This window comes from Streptomyces sp. CA-142005 (assembly GCF_050942335.1).
In the GTDB taxonomy this organism is placed as follows: Bacteria; Actinomycetota; Actinomycetes; order Streptomycetales; family Streptomycetaceae; genus Streptomyces.
The window spans coordinates 1-14,778 of the sequence record NZ_CP192078.1; the positions used below are offsets into that span (position 1 = coordinate 1).

Sequence of the window (14,778 nt, forward strand, 5' to 3'; positions counted from 1 at the left end):
GCACGTCCTGGTCGACGTCGGCTCCGGCTCCTGGGCGGCCATGCACGAAGAGGATGGCCGCTGGACCGTCCGCCAGGACGGCCCCGATCTGCTGTGGGACGCTGTCGAGGACCAACTCGGCCGCTGGCGCGCCAGTGGTGCGCCGCCGCTGGAGCAGTGCACCGTCCACATCGCCCCCGAAGGGCAGACCATCCGCTGGTAGATCCTCCCGGTACGGCCCCGCTGTCTGCCTCCCCCGTGGTGGATGGGCGGGGCTTTCTGCTGCCTCCGACCACCCCGCCACGCACCGGCCCAGCCCGGGACGCAGACGGGCCCGTCCTCACCGCGTTCGAGGAGGAGCTCACCTGCCCATGGGCGCTGTACCCCACGTGCGGCGGATCCCGCCGGTCTCGAAGGCGGGCCCGCCCCGACGCGGCCGGGCGCTGCGCTCGACGGAGCGGGGCGACGTGGGCGGGCGGCGGCGCTGGGCTGGCAGCTGCATGCCGTCGTGGGCCGCCCGATGCCGGGGCCGTGACGTGGGCGGGCACCGTACCGCCTCGGAAGCGTCACGGCGTCCCAGTCGAGGTCGACGAGCGGTACGGGCGGGTGAGGGCGTGGATACGGCGCCGCGGCAGAACCGTCCGACGGTGGAAAAACTGATGTTCACGGCCCCGTTCGGAATCCAATATCACGCTTCGCCGGCCGGCACCGGCGCGTTCTACTCCTTTCTGTTCCGGACGGCTGATATGGCGGCGACGGCACAAAGGCGCCAGCTCCATGGGCCCGTAATTTCGGGACCCACACACACGAGCCAGGAGGCACCATGACCGCTAAGAATGCGGGCCTCTCAATCGAGGAGCATCCGCTGTTGCGTACCCTGCGGACGCATGGGACATGCCCGTCGAGGGCTGGCCACAGCCCTGCGCAGCCTGTTCCGCGCACTCAAGCGCGAGCGCGTGATCTTCCGCAACCCCGCCTGGAACCTCCCGGTCTGCGACATCAAGGGGTCGACCCTCATGAGGGCGAGGGCAACGAGGCATCGTATATTTGGGCCCGAACAATTCCGATGTCTCATGCCTTCGCAGGCGGCCCGAAGGAGTGTGCTCGTGCCTGGCCATCGATCCATCGCCGAAGCCGAGAAACTGGCAGCGGCCAGACTCGGCGGTATCCCCGTCCGGCATGACCAGATGGCCGTTGTCGCCAACATCTATCGCGCCGCCTCGGCGGTGCGGCAGCACCTGGAGAACTCCGTGCTGCGCGGCGTCGACCTGACCTGGACCGCCTTCGTGGTGCTCTGGGTCATCTGGATCTGGGGCGAGTCGGAGACGCGGCACGTGGCCGAAGAAGCCGGGATTTCCAAGGGCACGCTCACGGGGGTTGCCCGGACGTTGGAAAGACGAGGGCTTGTGCAGCGAGCAGACCATCCCACCGACGGGAGGCTGGTGCTCCTGAGCCTGACCGACGAAGGGCAGGAGCTGATGCAGCGCCTCTTCCCGGCGTTCAACGAGGAGGAATCCTTCGTCACCGGGCGGCTCAGCGACGCGGACTGCCGGGCCGTCGCCGACGGACTGCGCCGGGTGGTGCTGCAGGTGGAGGAGAACGGCGAGGAGCGCCGCCAGGATCTGTTGGGCGGTGCCGCCCCCGCACCACGCCGCAGCGGCCGCCGTAAGGCCTGAGCCGCGACAGTCCCGGACGAGGGAGCCCGGATCGCTACAAGTCGAATTGTTCGCCTGCGAAGATTCCTGGCATCTGGGCTGGAACCAGCGACACCTCGGTCCAGATGGTCTTGCCCGTTGGCGTGTACCGGGTTCCCCACCGCTGCGTGAGTTGCGCGACCAGGAACAGACCTCGGCCGCCCTCGTCCTCCATCGCGGCCCGCCGCAGGTGGGGCGAGGTGTGGCCGCCGTCGGAGACCTCGACGATGAGGCCACGTTCCCGGATGAGCCGTAGGCACACCGGAGCGCCGCCATAGCGGATCGCGTTGGTGACCAGTTCGCTGACGACGAGCTCGACGACGAACGACGCGGCTTCGTCGACTCCCCAGGCGGCCAGCTGATCAAGGGCCAGCGCCCGCGCTCTTGCCACTTCTCCGGCGTCGGAGGCCACGTCCCACGTCGCCACCAGATTCTCGGCCAGGGCGTGGACGCGGAGCAGCAGCAGTGCGGCGTCGTCCTCGGGGGGCTGGGGCAGGAGTGTGGTGATGACCTTGTCGCATGTCTTGTGCAGTTGGCCGTCCTCGGGCCCGGCGAGTGCGGTGCAGAGAGAGCTGACTCCCGCGTCGATGTCCGTGTGACGGTTTTCGACGAGTCCGTCGGTGTAGAGAGCGAGCGTGGCGCCTTCCGGCAGCTCGATGTCGGCGCATTCGAAGGGCAGGCCGCCCAGGCCGAGGGGCGGTCCGGCGGGAAGGTCCACGAGCTCGGCGTGTCCGTCGGGGGTGAGGAGCACGGGCGGCAGGTGGCCCGCCCGCGCCATGACGCAGTGCCGGGAGACGGGATCATAGATCGCGTACAGGCAGGTGACTCCCAGTGCCTGGTCCTCGGCCTCGGCGGGCCCGGAAGGCGGGGCGCCGGTGCGCGCCACCAGGTCGTCGAGACGGGCGAGCAGTTCGTCCGGTGCGAGGTCGAGTGCCGCGAGCGCCGCGACGGTGGTGCGCACCCGGCCCATGGTGGCGGCCGCGCCCGTGCCGTGTCCGGCGACGTCGCCCACCACCAGCCCGACGCGTGCCCCGGAGAGGGGGATGACGTCGTACCAGTCCCCGCCGACGCCGGCGGGCCCGGCCGCGGGCAGATAGCGGTGAGCGACCTCCACGCCGGGCTGCTGGGGCAGGGTGCGGGGGAGTAGATCACGCTGGAGCGTGAGCGCGGTCGCGTGTTCTCGGGTGTAGCGGCGGGCGTTGTCCAGGCAGACCGCGGTGCGGGAGACGAGCTCTTCGGCGAGCTGGATCTCCTCGTGCTCGAAGGGGTCGGCGTGTCGGGAGCGTGCGAAGGCCACCACACCCAGGGTGGCGCCACGGGCCTTGAGGGGAAGGGCGAGCGCATGGGTGGCCGCGTCGGTGGCCGGCGCGTTCTCGGCCAGACACCGCAGGCGGACGGTGTCCAGTGCGTCGTCCGCGGTGTCCTCGGCCGCGGCGTGATCGGTGCGGTGAGCCACCCGGCACAGGGTGGGCCGGGTGCCGAAGTGTTGTGGTTCCTGCCCGCTCAGGACGGCTTCGACGATGTCCACGGTGACGGCGTCGGCGAACTCGGGGACCACGAGTTCCGCCAGATCTTGGGCCGTGCACCGGATGTCCAGGGTCCTTCCGATACTGCCGCTGGCCCGGCTGAGCAAGGCGAGACGCTGGCGCGCCACATAGCGGTCGGTGATGTCGAGGCCGGCCTCACAGACTCCGATCGGCCGGCCGTCATCGTCCTGAAGCCGGAAGTAGGAACACGACCAGACGCGTTCGTGACGGGGGTCGAGGTAAGTGGGGCTGCGGTAGCGGACGTCAATCTCGGGTGCGCCGGTGCGGGCCACGCGCTGGACGATCTCCTCGACGCTCGTGGCTGTCCCGTCGGCCTCCCCCAGCACCTCGCCCTGCGGCAGGATGTCCTTCACGAATCTGCCGACAGCGTCCTCCAGCGGGATTCCGAACTGTTTTTCGATCGCGGTGTTGATCCAGCGCACCCGAGCGTCCGTGTCGTAGACCACCAACTGGACGGGCGCTTCCCGATCGAGTCCGTCAAGCATGGCCCGGCCGATGGCCTCCCGGTGCGCCAGCTCGGCGTCCACGGCCGTCAGCAGCCACCCGGTCGCACCCGCCCCCAGGGCGAGCGGGGTGAGAGACAAGGACACGGACACCGGGCGGCCATCACCACGGCGGACCGGCCGAGGGCCGAGCGACCATGCCGCACCACCGCCACCAACTGCTGAGACGCCGGCACCCGTCTCGGTGTCGGCCAGGACGGCGTCGGCGGGCCGGCCCAGGACTTCTTCGGACGCCAGACCGAACAGCTCCTCGGCTTCCCGGCTCCACCCGGTGAACCGCAGGTGCTGGTCCAGCACCGCGGTCGCACCGACGGGCGCCGGTATGACTGAGGAAAGCCTGCCGTGCGGCCGGACTGGCTGGTCACGCCCTTGGAAAATGCTCGTCATCGCCGCTCCTGAAGCGGGTGCAGGAGAGCTTCGGCTCATTCAATGTACCGCCGGTCGCCCTCGGTGACGCCTGCGCGCGATGGGCCGCGAGGAGCCGGCGCAAGGCGTCGACACTCTCCTCGGTACGCTCCGGTGCGCCGGACGTGACCTGGTGGAAGACCAGGCCGTCCAGGGCCGCGAAGACGATCTCCGTCATCTCCTGCGACACGTCGAAACAGGCCAGTGCCTCGCGGACGGCATCGCGGTAGGCGTCGTAGAGCAGGTCGACGTGGTGGCGCAGTTCCGGCCGTCGGCTGGATTCGAGCTTCAGCTCGTACTGGAACGCCTGCAGATCCGGATCGGCGGCGATGAACGCGGCCAGCGTCGCGGCGAAGTCCTCCAGGCGGCCACTGGTGGGCACCAGCGACGACGTCTCGATGCTGCGTCGCACAGCCCAGCCCAAAGCCTCTTCGAGCAGGGCGTCACGTGATCCGAAGTGGTGGACCACGAGGCCGTGGGTCACCCCGGCCTCGGCAGCCACGGACCGGTACGTCAGCTTCCGCAGGCCCCCTCGGGCCACGACCTTGAAGGCCGCGGCCAGCAGGGCCTCCCGTCCCTGGCCGTATCCGGGCCGGGTGTCCTGGCCACCGGTCTCCTCCTCGATCACCGTCTCGGTCATGCACCCCCCTTTCATTTCCGCCGCACACGCCGACAAGGGAATCTATCCTATTGACAAGTTATCCGAATGGATAGATTCTCGGCGGTGCCTCACTTCCTCCGCCTCACTGGAGTTCCCATGGCCCTGCCCGAAGGACTGCGCAGCACCCCGTTCTCCCCGCGGTACGACGACCGCGTCGAGGAGTGGATGGACGTCTACGGCCATGCCGTGCCCCTGTTCATCACGGACCCGGCCGAGGAGTACGAGGCATTCCGCACCGCCGCCGGCGCGCTGGACTACTCGATGCTCTACAAGTGGCACGTCGAGGGCGAGGACGCGCTCGCCACCGTCGACGCCGTCTTCTCGCGGAGCGTCCGCGGGCTCGGCGCCGGTCGTATCGCCTACGGCGTGGTCGTCGACGCGGACGGCTTCATGATCGACGACGTGACCGTGGCCGTCCTCGCGCCAGGCCACGTGGTCGTCACCGGCGGCAACCCCGCCACCCAGCAATCGCTGACTGCGCACGCCCCCGACGGCACCACGGTCACCGAGCGTCGCGACGAATTCGCCGTGCTGACCTTGCAGGGACCGCGCAGCCGCGAGGTCCTCCAGCGGCTCACGCACGTCGACGTCTCCAACGCCGCCTTCCCCTATTACACGTTCGTCCGGGACGTCCTGGTCGCCGGCATCGGTGCGCAGGTCAGCCGGATCGGGTTCACCGCCGAACTCGGCTACGAGGTCCAGGTGCCGCGCGAGCGGGCGCTGGACCTGTGGGACGCGGTCCTCGACGCGGGGGCTGACCTCGGGGTGAAGGCCGCCGGCGCGCTCGCCCTGCTGACGTGCCGCACCGAGGCCGGAATGATCATGGGTGAGCTGGAGTACGACCACACCGTCACCCCGTTCGAGTGCCGGATGGGCTGGGCGGTCGACTTCGACAAGGGCGCCTTCCAGGGCCGCGACGCGCTGCTCGCCAAGAAGGGCACCGCGCCGGGGCGTGTGGTCAGCGTCGTCGTGGACGCCGCACCCGAGGCGGCCGAGGGCGCGCGGCTGGAGCTGGACGGACGGGACGTCGGCTACGTGACGATGGCCGTGCCCTCGCCCGTACTCGACGGCGCCACCCTGGGGCTCGCGCGCGTGCACCGCGACGCGGTGAAGTCGGGGACCGTGCTGACCGCGGTCGCCGCCGACGGTTCCAAGGCCGACGCCACGGTGAAGCCCACCCCCGTGTACGACCCCGAGCGCACCCGCGTACGGGCCTGAGCCGGAAGGCACCGCAGCCATGCAGCGCTACATCCTGACCGTCAGCTGCCCCGACCAGCCTGGCATCGTGCACGCCCTGTCCGGTGGCATCACCGAGGCCAAGGGCAACATTGTGGAGAGTGCCCAGTTCTCCGATCCCGGCACCGGCACTTTCACCATCCGGGTGCTCCTGGAGACCCCGCAGGCCGACGTCGAGAGCCTGCGGGACGAGCTCTCCCTGCGCCTGGCGCGCTTCGACCCCGTGCTGTCCCTGCGGCCGGAGCAGCAACGGCGCCGAGCCCTGCTGATGGTGTCGAAGTTCGACCACTGCCTGATCGACCTCCTCTACCGCTGGCACCTGGGCGAACTGCCCGTCGACATCCCGCTCATCGTTTCCAACCACCCCGACCTGGCGCCCATTGCGCAGCGCTACGGCATCCCGTTCGTCCACCTCCCTGTCACCCGCGACACCAAGCCGGAGGCCGAGGCCGAACTGCTGCGGCTGGTCGCCGAGCACCGGGTCGACTTCGTGGTCCTCGCCCGCTACATGCAGGTCCTCTCCGACGACCTGTGCCGCAAGCTGTCGGGGCGGGTCATCAACATCCACCACTCGTTCCTGCCGGGCTTCAAGGGCGCCAAGCCGTACCACCAGGCCCACGACCGGGGCGTCAAACTCATCGGCGCCACCGCCCACTTCGTCACCGCCGACCTGGACGAGGGCCCGATCATCGAGCAGGACGTCGTGCGCGTCGGACACCGGCACACCGCGCCGGAGCTGGTCGCCATCGGCCGGGACGTCGAACGGGTCGTCCTGGCGCGGGCGGTGCGCCTGCACGCCGAGGACCGGGTCGTGCTGACCGGCTCCCGCACCGTTGTGTTCTCCTGACCCGAGAGGTTCCTACGACCATGACCACCGCGACGCTGCTCGACGGCAAGGCCGCGGCAGCCGAGATCAAGGCCGAACTCGCCGGCCGGGTCCAGGCGTTGCAGGCCCGGGGCGTCACCCCGGGCCTGGGGACCATCCTGGTCGGCGACGACCCGGCCAGCCACTCCTACGTCGGCGGCAAGCACCGCGACTGCGCCCAGGTCGGCATCGCGTCGATCCGGGTGGAGCTGCCCGCCACCGCCTCCCAGGCCGACGTCGAGGCCGCCGTGCTCCGGCTCAACGCGGACCCGGCCTGCACCGGCTTCATCGTCCAGCTGCCGCTGCCGGCCCACATCGACACCCACGCCGTACTGGAACTCATCGATCCCACCAAGGACGCCGACGGGCTGCACCCGACGAACCTCGGGCGCCTCGTGCTCGGCATTCCCGGGCCGCTGCCCTGCACGCCCCGCGGCATCATCGACCTGCTCCGCCGCAACCAAGTGGCCATCACCGGCAAACAGTTCTGCGTGATCGGCTGCGGCATCACGGTGGGCCGTCCGCTGGGCCTGATGCTGACCCGAAGCACCGAACACGCCACGGTCACCCTGTGCCACGAGGCCACCCAGGACACCGCGGCCCACGCCCGGGTCGCCGACGTGGTCGTAGCCGCGGCAGGCGTGGCCCACCTCGTTGGGCCCGACTGGATCAAGCCGGGCGCCACGGTCCTGTCCGTGGGCATCACCCGGACCGTGGAGGGCATCCTCGGGGACGTCCACCCGGACGTCGACCAGGTCGCCGGCTCCCTGGCCCCACCGGTGGGCGGAGTGGGGCCGATGACCCGGGCCATGTTGCTCACCAACATCGTCGAGGCCGCCGAGCGCGGCCGGCCCTGACGGGGAAGCCGCGGGGCCGAGCCTGTTCGGGCTCGGCCCCGCAGCCGTGTGCGCGCCAACAGGGAAGGCACCGACGGCGCCGGGGCCGGGCAGGCAGTACGCGCGCATGCTCGCCGTCTGCCCCAGCCCACAGGGCCCGGCGCGCCGTACGCACGATCAAAGGCGGCCGGCGTAGAAGGTGTAGCGCTCCAGCGGTTCTCCCTCGTGGCCCCACGGCCAGGGCGTCACCAGGCCGTCGATCGCGGTGAACACCGGGCGGGCGTCACCCGTGCGGCCGGCGCGCACCAGGCAGTAGGCAAGCAGCCCGAGGTCGGCGACGGCGGCGGCCTGGCGCAGGCGTCCGGGGCTCAGCCAGGAGGTCAGCGCCTGATCCACCCATCGTGCGACGTGCGGTTGTGTCCAGTAGCGGCTCGCCCCCAGCGCCCGGACTCCTCCTCCGTCCAGGTCGCGGTGGTACTGCCGCACGGCGGCCGTCAAGGGCAGGCATGCCGCCGGAGCGTCCGGCGGCATGACGGCGACGACGTCGTCGAGGAAGTCCCGCAACGCGCTCTGGCTCCCCTGCTCCTTTGGGGAGAGGTAGCCCAGGATCTGCAGATGCGCCTCCCGGTGCCACGGCTCACGCGCACGGATCTCCTCCCAGAGCGGTGCGAGCTCGGCACGGGGCCGCCCCAGCGACCGCAGCGCCGCCAGCGCGCCCACCCAGGGCGTCGGATCGCCCGGACGCGCCTCGGCGGCGAGGCGGCAGAGCGCCAGGGCACCCCAGGGATCCGTGGCCAGTTCGGCCCACCCGGCGAGAACCAGCGCGTCAGGGTCGCGCGGCCGGCGCTTGTGCCACCCGCGGGCCAGCGCGGGAGCAGCCTGCGCGAGCACGGAGATCCGGTGGCAGCGACGGTCCCAGTCGGGCCCGGTGTCCCGCAGGAGCTGCTCGATCCGGGCGATGGCGAGGTCCTGTGGGCCCGGGCCCCGCAAAGAGGCGATACCTCTGAGCACCCGGCCAAGGGCGGCATCGTCGAGTTCCGGGGCCAGCCGGGGCTTTGGCCGCCTGGTGCTGCCGAAGAGTGCCATCGCGGTGTCAGCGTCTGTCGTGGGCGGCTCGGACGAGGGCATCGAACAGTCCCTGCTGGGTGGGGTCCTCGTGCGCGGTGTCCTCCGGGTGCCACTGGACGGCGGTGAACCATCCGTGGACACCGGGGAGTTCGAGCCCCTCCACGGTGCCGTCGGCCGCGCGCGCGGTGACCGCGAGTCCCACGCCGGCGCGGTGGACGCGCTGGTGGTGGTAGCAGGACGCCTCGACCTTCTGCGCGCCGGTGGCCTGCTCCAGCAAGGTGCCACGCTGGATCGCCACGGGGTGGACGACATGCCGGTGCTCCCGTTCTGGGCCGCCCATGTCCTGCTCCAGGGTGCCGCCGAGGGCGACGTTGACGACCTGGAGTCCTCGGCAGACCGCCAGCAGCGGCAGGCCCGAGTCGATGGCCTGGCGGGCGACCTCGATGTCGAAGTCGTCCTGGAGGTCGTCGACGTCGTAGACGCTCTCGTGCGTGTCGGTCGCGCCGTAGCGGTGCGGGGCGAGGTCTCCGCCGCCGGGGAGCAGGACGCCGTCGAAGCGAGCGAGACGTTCGGCCACGTCTGCGGAGGCGGGGTGGATGCTCGCCGGTTCGCCGCCCGCCCGCCACACCGCCTCGATCAGCGCGCGGGCGCCCACCTCGGCGGCGTAGCGCAGCGCGGAGGTCGTCGCGGAGAAGCGGGCGGGGATCGCGATCAGGGGTCGGGTCACAGCTGGATCCAGGTGGTCTTCAGTTCGGTGTACTTCTCGATGGCGTGGGCGGACTTGTCGCGGCCGTTGCCGGACTGCTTCATGCCGCCGAAGGGGACGGTCAGGTCGCCCTCCTCGTAGCAGTTGACCCAGACGGTTCCGGCCCTGAGCGCGCGGGAGACCTGGTGAGCGGTGGACAGGTCGGAGGTCCACAGGCCCGCGGCGAGGCCGTACTCGGTGTCATTGGCGAGTTCAACAGCCTCGTCGAGGTCGTCGAAGGTGAGGACGGACAGGACGGGGCCGAAGATCTCCTCGCGGGCCAGTTGCATGCCGGGGCGCACGTGGTCGAAGACGGTGGGGCGCAGGAAACTGCCGCCGGTCTCGGCCAGGGTGCGGCCGCCGCCGACGCGCAGGCGGGCGCCTTCCTCGAGACCTGTCTCGATGTGGCCGAGGACCCGTTCGAGGTGACTCTCACCGGCCATCGCACCCATCTCGGTCGCCGGGTCGAGTGGGTCCCCGACGACCAGTTCCCGGGCTCGCGCCACGATCGCGTCGGTGACCTGTTCGGCGATGGAGGAGTGCACCAGCAGCCGGGAGGGGGCGGTGCACATCTCGCCCTGGTTGAAGAAGATGCCCCAGGCGGCGGTGGCAGCGGCCTTCTCCAGGTCGGGCGCATCCGGGAAGACGATGTTGGGGGACTTGCCGCCGAGTTCGAGCCAGACCCGCTTGAGGTTGGAGTCGGCCGCGTAGTGCAGGAAGTGACGGCCCACGGCGGTCGAGCCGGTGAAGGCCAGGACGTCGACGTCGGGGTGGAGACCGAGAGCGCGCCCGGCGACGGGGCCCTTGCCGCCCACCACGTTGAGCACACCCGGCGGCAGGCCGGCCTCGGTGGCGAGCCGGCCGAGCAGCAGGGCGGAGAGCGGGGAGTTCTCCGACGGCTTCAGTACGACGGTGCAGCCCGCCGCGAGTGCCGGAGCCACCTTCCAACCGGCCAGCGTCAGGGGAAAGTTCCACGGCACCACCGCGCCCACGACACCGGCCGGCTCCCGGGTGACCAGCGCGAGGGCATCGGGGGCGGTGTGGGGCGAGGCGTCGGTGAGTTTGTCGGCCAGCTGCCCGTACCAGCGGAACGTGCTGATGACGGCGCGCAGCTCGATCTCGTACGCGTCCGTGATCGGCTTGCCCATCTCCAGGCTGACGGTCAACGCCAGTTCCTCGCGGTGCTCTTCGAGCAGGTCGGCGATGCGCAGCAGGATCCGGCCGCGGTCGGCCGGTGCGAGGCGGGGCCAGGGGCCGCAGTCGAAGGCCCGGCGGGCGGCGGCCACAGCCGCGTCCACCTCTTCCGTGCCCCCGTCGGCGACCTGGGTCAGCACCTGGCCGTCGCGGGGCGAGACGGCGGCGAAGGTCGCCCCTCCCCCGCCCTCGTCGGCACCGTCGATGTGATGCGCGCCGGCCAGGTCCAGTGCCTTGGCCCGGCGCAGCCATTCCTCGTGGGTGATGTCCAGCATGCAGAACCTCCGGATATTTTATTTGATTCCAAACGATATGGTGTGGGCTCAGCCGTCACAAGCGTTCACGGATCGATCCGACGGGTCCGTGAACCCGGGAGGGAGCCCACCGTGCGCGCACTCGTCATCCAGCACGACCACGTGACCGACCCCGGTCCGGTCGGGGCCCGGCTCGCCCGGCGCGGATACGACCTGCACGTCGTGACCGTCGTACCCGAACACCGCCACCACGCGCCGGACGTGGCCTTCGACTTCCCGGCGGCCGACGGCTGGGACCTGATCGTGTCGCTCGGCGCGCCCTGGTCGGTGTACGACGAGACGGCCGTGGGTTCCTGGATCGGCGGAGAGCTGGCGCTGTTGCGCAAGGCCCACCACCTCGGTGTCCCGGTGCTCGGGGTCTGTTTCGGCGCGCAGGCGCTGACCACCGCGCTCGGGGGCTCGGTCGAGGCGTCGCCGCGCCCGGAGATCGGCTGGGTCCGGGTCGACACCGACGATCCCCAACTGATCGGCCCGGGCCCGTGGTTCCAGTGGCACTACGACCGCTGCCTCCTGCCACCCGGAGCCGAGGAGGTGGCCCGCAACTCCGTGTGCACCCAGGCGTTCCGGCTCGGGCGGAGCCTGGGGGTGCAGTTCCATCCGGAGATCACGCCCACCACCGTGCGCCGGTACCTGGAGCTCGGCGGCGCCGAGCAGTGCCTGCAGCACGGCGTGGACCCCGGGGAGCTGCTCACCCGGACAAGGGACCTGGCGGCGACGGCCCGCGCGAACGCCCGCCACCTGGTCGACGGGTTCCTCGACCGGGTGGCGGGCACGGCCGGCTGACCGTCTCATGCGGGCAGCACCAGCGCGGCGACCTCGTCGACCAGCGCCTTCTGGTGGGGCGCGAGGTCGTGTCCCGTCATCCCGCCGACCACCGGGAACAGCGCGTCGTCCAGCACCTTCACCCCGGCCAGCGTCTCGATGACGGCGTGCCCGCAGAACGGCACATAGAAGGGGCTGTAGCCGCCCTCCTGCACCATCGCCACCCTGCCGTCGCAAACCTCCGCGGCGACCTGGAGGACCTGCTCGGTCATGCCCCGGAAACCGCGGCTGGTCACCAGCTGGCGCGCGAGCGGGTCCATCGCGCCTGGATCGAACCCCGAGGCGACGACGATGAGTTCCGGGGCGAAGGCGCGCAGGGCGGGTACGACGACCCGTTCGAAGGCGTAGAGGTAGCCGAAGTCGCCGGTACCGGGCGGCATCGGAATGTTGATCGCGCTGCCTGGCGCCGATGGACCGCCGCGTTCCGTGAGATGCCCGGAGCCGGGCGGGAAGCAGCCGTCCTGGTGCACGGAGAGGGTCAGGACGTCGGGCTCGTCCCAGAAGACGGACTGGGTGCCGTTGCCGTGGTGGACGTCCCAGTCGACCACCGCGACCCGCCGCACACCCAGGGCGGCACGGGCGTGCGCGACCGCGATCGCCACGTTGTTGAGCATGCAGAACCCCATGCCGGTGTGGGCCGGGGCGTGATGCCCGCATGGGTGGACGAGCGCGTAACCGTTGTCCACCCGTCCGGTGACGACCGCTTCGACCAGTTCGATCGCACCGCCCGCGGCGAGCGCCGCGATCTCGTAACCGCCCTTGCCGAAGGGGGAGATGCCGTCGCCGGCGTCACCCCCCTTGGGCAGGGTGCTCTCACGCCGCAGTCGGCCGACGTGTTCGGGGGTGTGGACCCGCAGTACCTCTTCCTCCGTGGCATGTCGTGCCTCGACGCGTTCCAGATGGCCGATCAGGCCGGACACGGCGACGAGCTCGTGCAGCCGCCGCTTGGTGTCGGCGTGTGCCACATGGTGGCCGATCGGCTGGAGCCCGGCGGCCGGATCGGCGGGGAACAGCCCGCCGCTGCCGCTGTCGACCCAGCCGAACAGCTCGTGCCACACGTATCCCGTGCTCAATGAATCCTCCGTGGGCGGGTGGGAGCCGGACGTGGCCGGCCCGGTCCCGGGAGAGCGGGAACCGGACCGGTCACACCGCGAGAAGCAGCGTCCTCAGACCTGGTCCGTCGCCCGGTCACGCGTCACGCGGGCGGCGACGACGCCGAGGACCAGGACCGCCGGGACGGCGAGTTCGAGCCAGGTCGCCGTGGTCGAGTCGCCGCCGATGAGGGTCGTGAAGTTGGCCAGGATCAGCCAGATCGCACCGGCGATGCCGAGCGCGCCCAGGATGGGGGCGATCAGAGTGTTCCAGGGGCGGGCATCCAGCCGCTCGCGCCGGAAGAACACCACCACCGACACGGAGGTCAGCAAGTACAGGAGCATGATCCCCAGCACGGCCACCCCGCTGAACCACGAGAAGAGGGTCAGCACCGGGTCCTTGCCCAGCAGTGCGAAGGGCATGACGAGCAGCAGGGAGAGCACGGTCTGCACACTGCCCGCCACCCACGGGGAGTGACGCCGGTTGATCGCGGTCAGCCCGTGGGGCAGCAGGCCGTCGCGGCCGAGGGAGAAGAGGTAGCGGTTGGCGGAGTTGTGGAAGGCCAGGATGCCGGCGAAGAGGGAGGTCGCCAGGAGGATCGGCAGCACGTCGCCCACCCATGCGCCGAACTGCGCGGTGATCGGTGCGAAGACCCATGCCGTGGCGTCACCGTTCGCCAGCGCCTTGCCGGCCTCAGCGGTGGCACGGGCGGCGCCGTGGGCGGAGACCAGCATCCACGAGGTGAAGGCGAAGAAGCCGGTGATCACGGCGACGGAGAGATACGTGGCCCGGGGCACTGTCCTGCGGGGCTCGCGCGCCTCCTCGCCGTAGATGGCGGTGGCCTCGAAGCCGAACATCGACGCGACGGCGAACATCAGGGCCACGCCGGGAGCACCCTGGAGCGCAGCGTGCGGCGAGAAGCTGTCGGCGAAACCCAGCCCCTCGGGGCCGCCGCCCTTGAAAAGGGTGACCAGGGCGAAGACGAGCAGGATGCTGAACTCGGCCAGGACGAACACGGCCAGCACCTTGGCCCCCATCTCGATGCCGGCCGCGCCGAGGACCTGGACGATCGCCATGGTGACCAGGGTCCAGACCCACCACGGGGCGTTCAGACCGGTGTACTGCTCCACCAGGGCGCTGACGATCGATCCGTACAGCCCGTACATGGCCGCCTGGACCGCGCAGTAGGCGAAGAGCGCGACACCGGCGCTGCCGGACCCGGTCGGACGGCCGAGCCCCTTGCCGATGTACGTGTAGAAGGCGCCGGCGTCCACAACATGGCGTCCCATGGCGACGAAGCCCACGGAGAACAGCAGGATGACGATGCCGGCCCCGGCATAGGCGGCGGGCGTACCCGCGCCGTTGCCGATGGCGACGGCGATGGGCACAGCCCCGGCGATGCCGGTCAGGGGGGCCTGTGCGGAGAGGACGAAGAAGAGGATGCCGAGGACGCCAAGGGAGTTGGGCTTGAGTCGGCCAGCGGTGGGTTCGTCCTGCACGGTCTGGTTTTTCTGGACCGTTTGACTGTCCACGCGGATCACCTGCCAGGGGAGCGGAGCGAAGGAGGTTTATTTTGGAGCCAAACGAGTTGCCTCATAGTGAGGCGGAACTATCCACATGACAAGGGGTTGGGTGATGATTTTCCGCTACCGCTACCGTCCGGGAGGACATCCCCACGGGAACCGGCGGGGCCATCCGGCCGAGCCCTCGGGCGCCCGCCCGAGGGCCGCCGCGGTAGCGGCGCCAGAACGGCAGCGGAAGTCCGCCGCGTCACCCTTCGGCGGCGAGACGGCCGGACAGCCGTCGTCGACGACCTC

12 protein-coding genes and 1 pseudogene are annotated in these 14,778 nt (G+C 70.8%); 6 read left to right on the plus strand and 7 right to left on the minus strand.

What is annotated here, in order from left to right; genetic code table 11:
- Both ACQPXS_RS00005 and ACQPXS_RS00010 read left to right on the plus strand, forming a co-directional pair.
- Positions 1-202: pseudogene (locus ACQPXS_RS00005) on the plus strand (ATP-grasp peptide maturase system methyltransferase); the annotation flags it as partial.
- An 883-nt stretch (positions 203-1,085) separates the two neighbouring features.
- Positions 1,086-1,655, plus strand: a complete 570-nt coding sequence (locus ACQPXS_RS00010) for a MarR family winged helix-turn-helix transcriptional regulator (RefSeq protein ID WP_433445813.1) — start codon at positions 1,086-1,088, stop codon at positions 1,653-1,655.
- Between the two features lie 34 nt (positions 1,656-1,689).
- Here ACQPXS_RS00010 and ACQPXS_RS00015 read toward each other — a convergent pair whose 3' ends face one another.
- Both ACQPXS_RS00015 and ACQPXS_RS00020 read right to left on the minus strand, forming a co-directional pair.
- Positions 1,690-4,020, minus strand: a complete 2,331-nt coding sequence (locus ACQPXS_RS00015) for a SpoIIE family protein phosphatase (RefSeq protein ID WP_433445814.1) — start codon at positions 4,018-4,020, stop codon at positions 1,690-1,692.
- A 64-nt stretch (positions 4,021-4,084) separates the two neighbouring features.
- Positions 4,085-4,768, minus strand: coding sequence for a TetR/AcrR family transcriptional regulator (locus ACQPXS_RS00020; protein ID WP_433445815.1), 684 nt, complete (start codon positions 4,766-4,768; stop codon positions 4,085-4,087).
- Positions 4,769-4,885: 117 nt separating this feature from the next.
- Here ACQPXS_RS00020 and ACQPXS_RS00025 point away from each other — a divergent pair, with 117 nt between their 5' ends.
- The 3 genes from ACQPXS_RS00025 to ACQPXS_RS00035 are packed head-to-tail and all read left to right on the plus strand — an operon-like array spanning position 4,886 to position 7,747.
- Entirely contained in the window at positions 4,886-6,007 is a 1,122-nt protein-coding gene (locus ACQPXS_RS00025) for an aminomethyltransferase family protein (protein ID WP_433445816.1), read from the plus strand.
- Between the two features lie 19 nt (positions 6,008-6,026).
- Positions 6,027-6,872, plus strand: a complete 846-nt coding sequence (gene purU, locus ACQPXS_RS00030; protein WP_433445817.1) for a formyltetrahydrofolate deformylase — start codon at positions 6,027-6,029, stop codon at positions 6,870-6,872.
- A 20-nt stretch (positions 6,873-6,892) separates the two neighbouring features.
- Complete coding sequence (locus tag ACQPXS_RS00035) at positions 6,893-7,747, plus strand: bifunctional methylenetetrahydrofolate dehydrogenase/methenyltetrahydrofolate cyclohydrolase (protein ID WP_433445818.1); 855 nt, start codon at positions 6,893-6,895, stop codon at positions 7,745-7,747.
- Between the two features lie 156 nt (positions 7,748-7,903).
- On the opposite strand, the gene ACQPXS_RS00040 is transcribed toward ACQPXS_RS00035, so the two are convergent.
- From ACQPXS_RS00040 to ACQPXS_RS00050, 3 genes are read right to left on the minus strand one after another with little or no spacing between them, the layout of a single operon-like run.
- Positions 7,904-8,854: a hypothetical protein gene (locus tag ACQPXS_RS00040; RefSeq protein ID WP_433445819.1), complete on the minus strand. Its 951-nt coding sequence runs from the start codon at positions 8,852-8,854 to the stop codon at positions 7,904-7,906.
- Positions 8,820-9,521 carry a gamma-glutamyl-gamma-aminobutyrate hydrolase family protein gene (locus ACQPXS_RS00045; RefSeq protein ID WP_433445820.1) on the minus strand — a complete coding sequence of 234 codons (702 nt, stop codon included), beginning with the start codon at positions 9,519-9,521 and terminating at the stop codon, positions 8,820-8,822. Before ACQPXS_RS00045 ends, ACQPXS_RS00040 begins: the two co-directional genes overlap by 35 nt.
- Positions 9,518-11,008, minus strand: coding sequence for an aldehyde dehydrogenase (locus ACQPXS_RS00050; RefSeq protein WP_433445821.1), 1,491 nt, complete (start codon positions 11,006-11,008; stop codon positions 9,518-9,520). Before ACQPXS_RS00050 ends, ACQPXS_RS00045 begins: the two co-directional genes overlap by 4 nt.
- Positions 11,009-11,119: 111 nt before the next feature.
- On the opposite strand from ACQPXS_RS00050, the gene ACQPXS_RS00055 reads away from it, so the two are divergent.
- Positions 11,120-11,830, plus strand: coding sequence for a type 1 glutamine amidotransferase (locus tag ACQPXS_RS00055; RefSeq protein WP_433445822.1), 711 nt, complete (start codon positions 11,120-11,122; stop codon positions 11,828-11,830).
- 5 nt (positions 11,831-11,835) lie between these two features.
- Here ACQPXS_RS00055 and ACQPXS_RS00060 read toward each other — a convergent pair whose 3' ends face one another.
- Positions 11,836-12,942, minus strand: a complete 1,107-nt coding sequence (locus tag ACQPXS_RS00060; RefSeq protein ID WP_433445823.1) for a class II histone deacetylase — start codon at positions 12,940-12,942, stop codon at positions 11,836-11,838.
- A gap of 93 nt (positions 12,943-13,035) precedes the next feature.
- Positions 13,036-14,493, minus strand: coding sequence for an APC family permease (locus ACQPXS_RS00065; protein WP_433445824.1), 1,458 nt, complete (start codon positions 14,491-14,493; stop codon positions 13,036-13,038).
- Positions 14,494-14,778 lie beyond the last annotated feature (285 nt).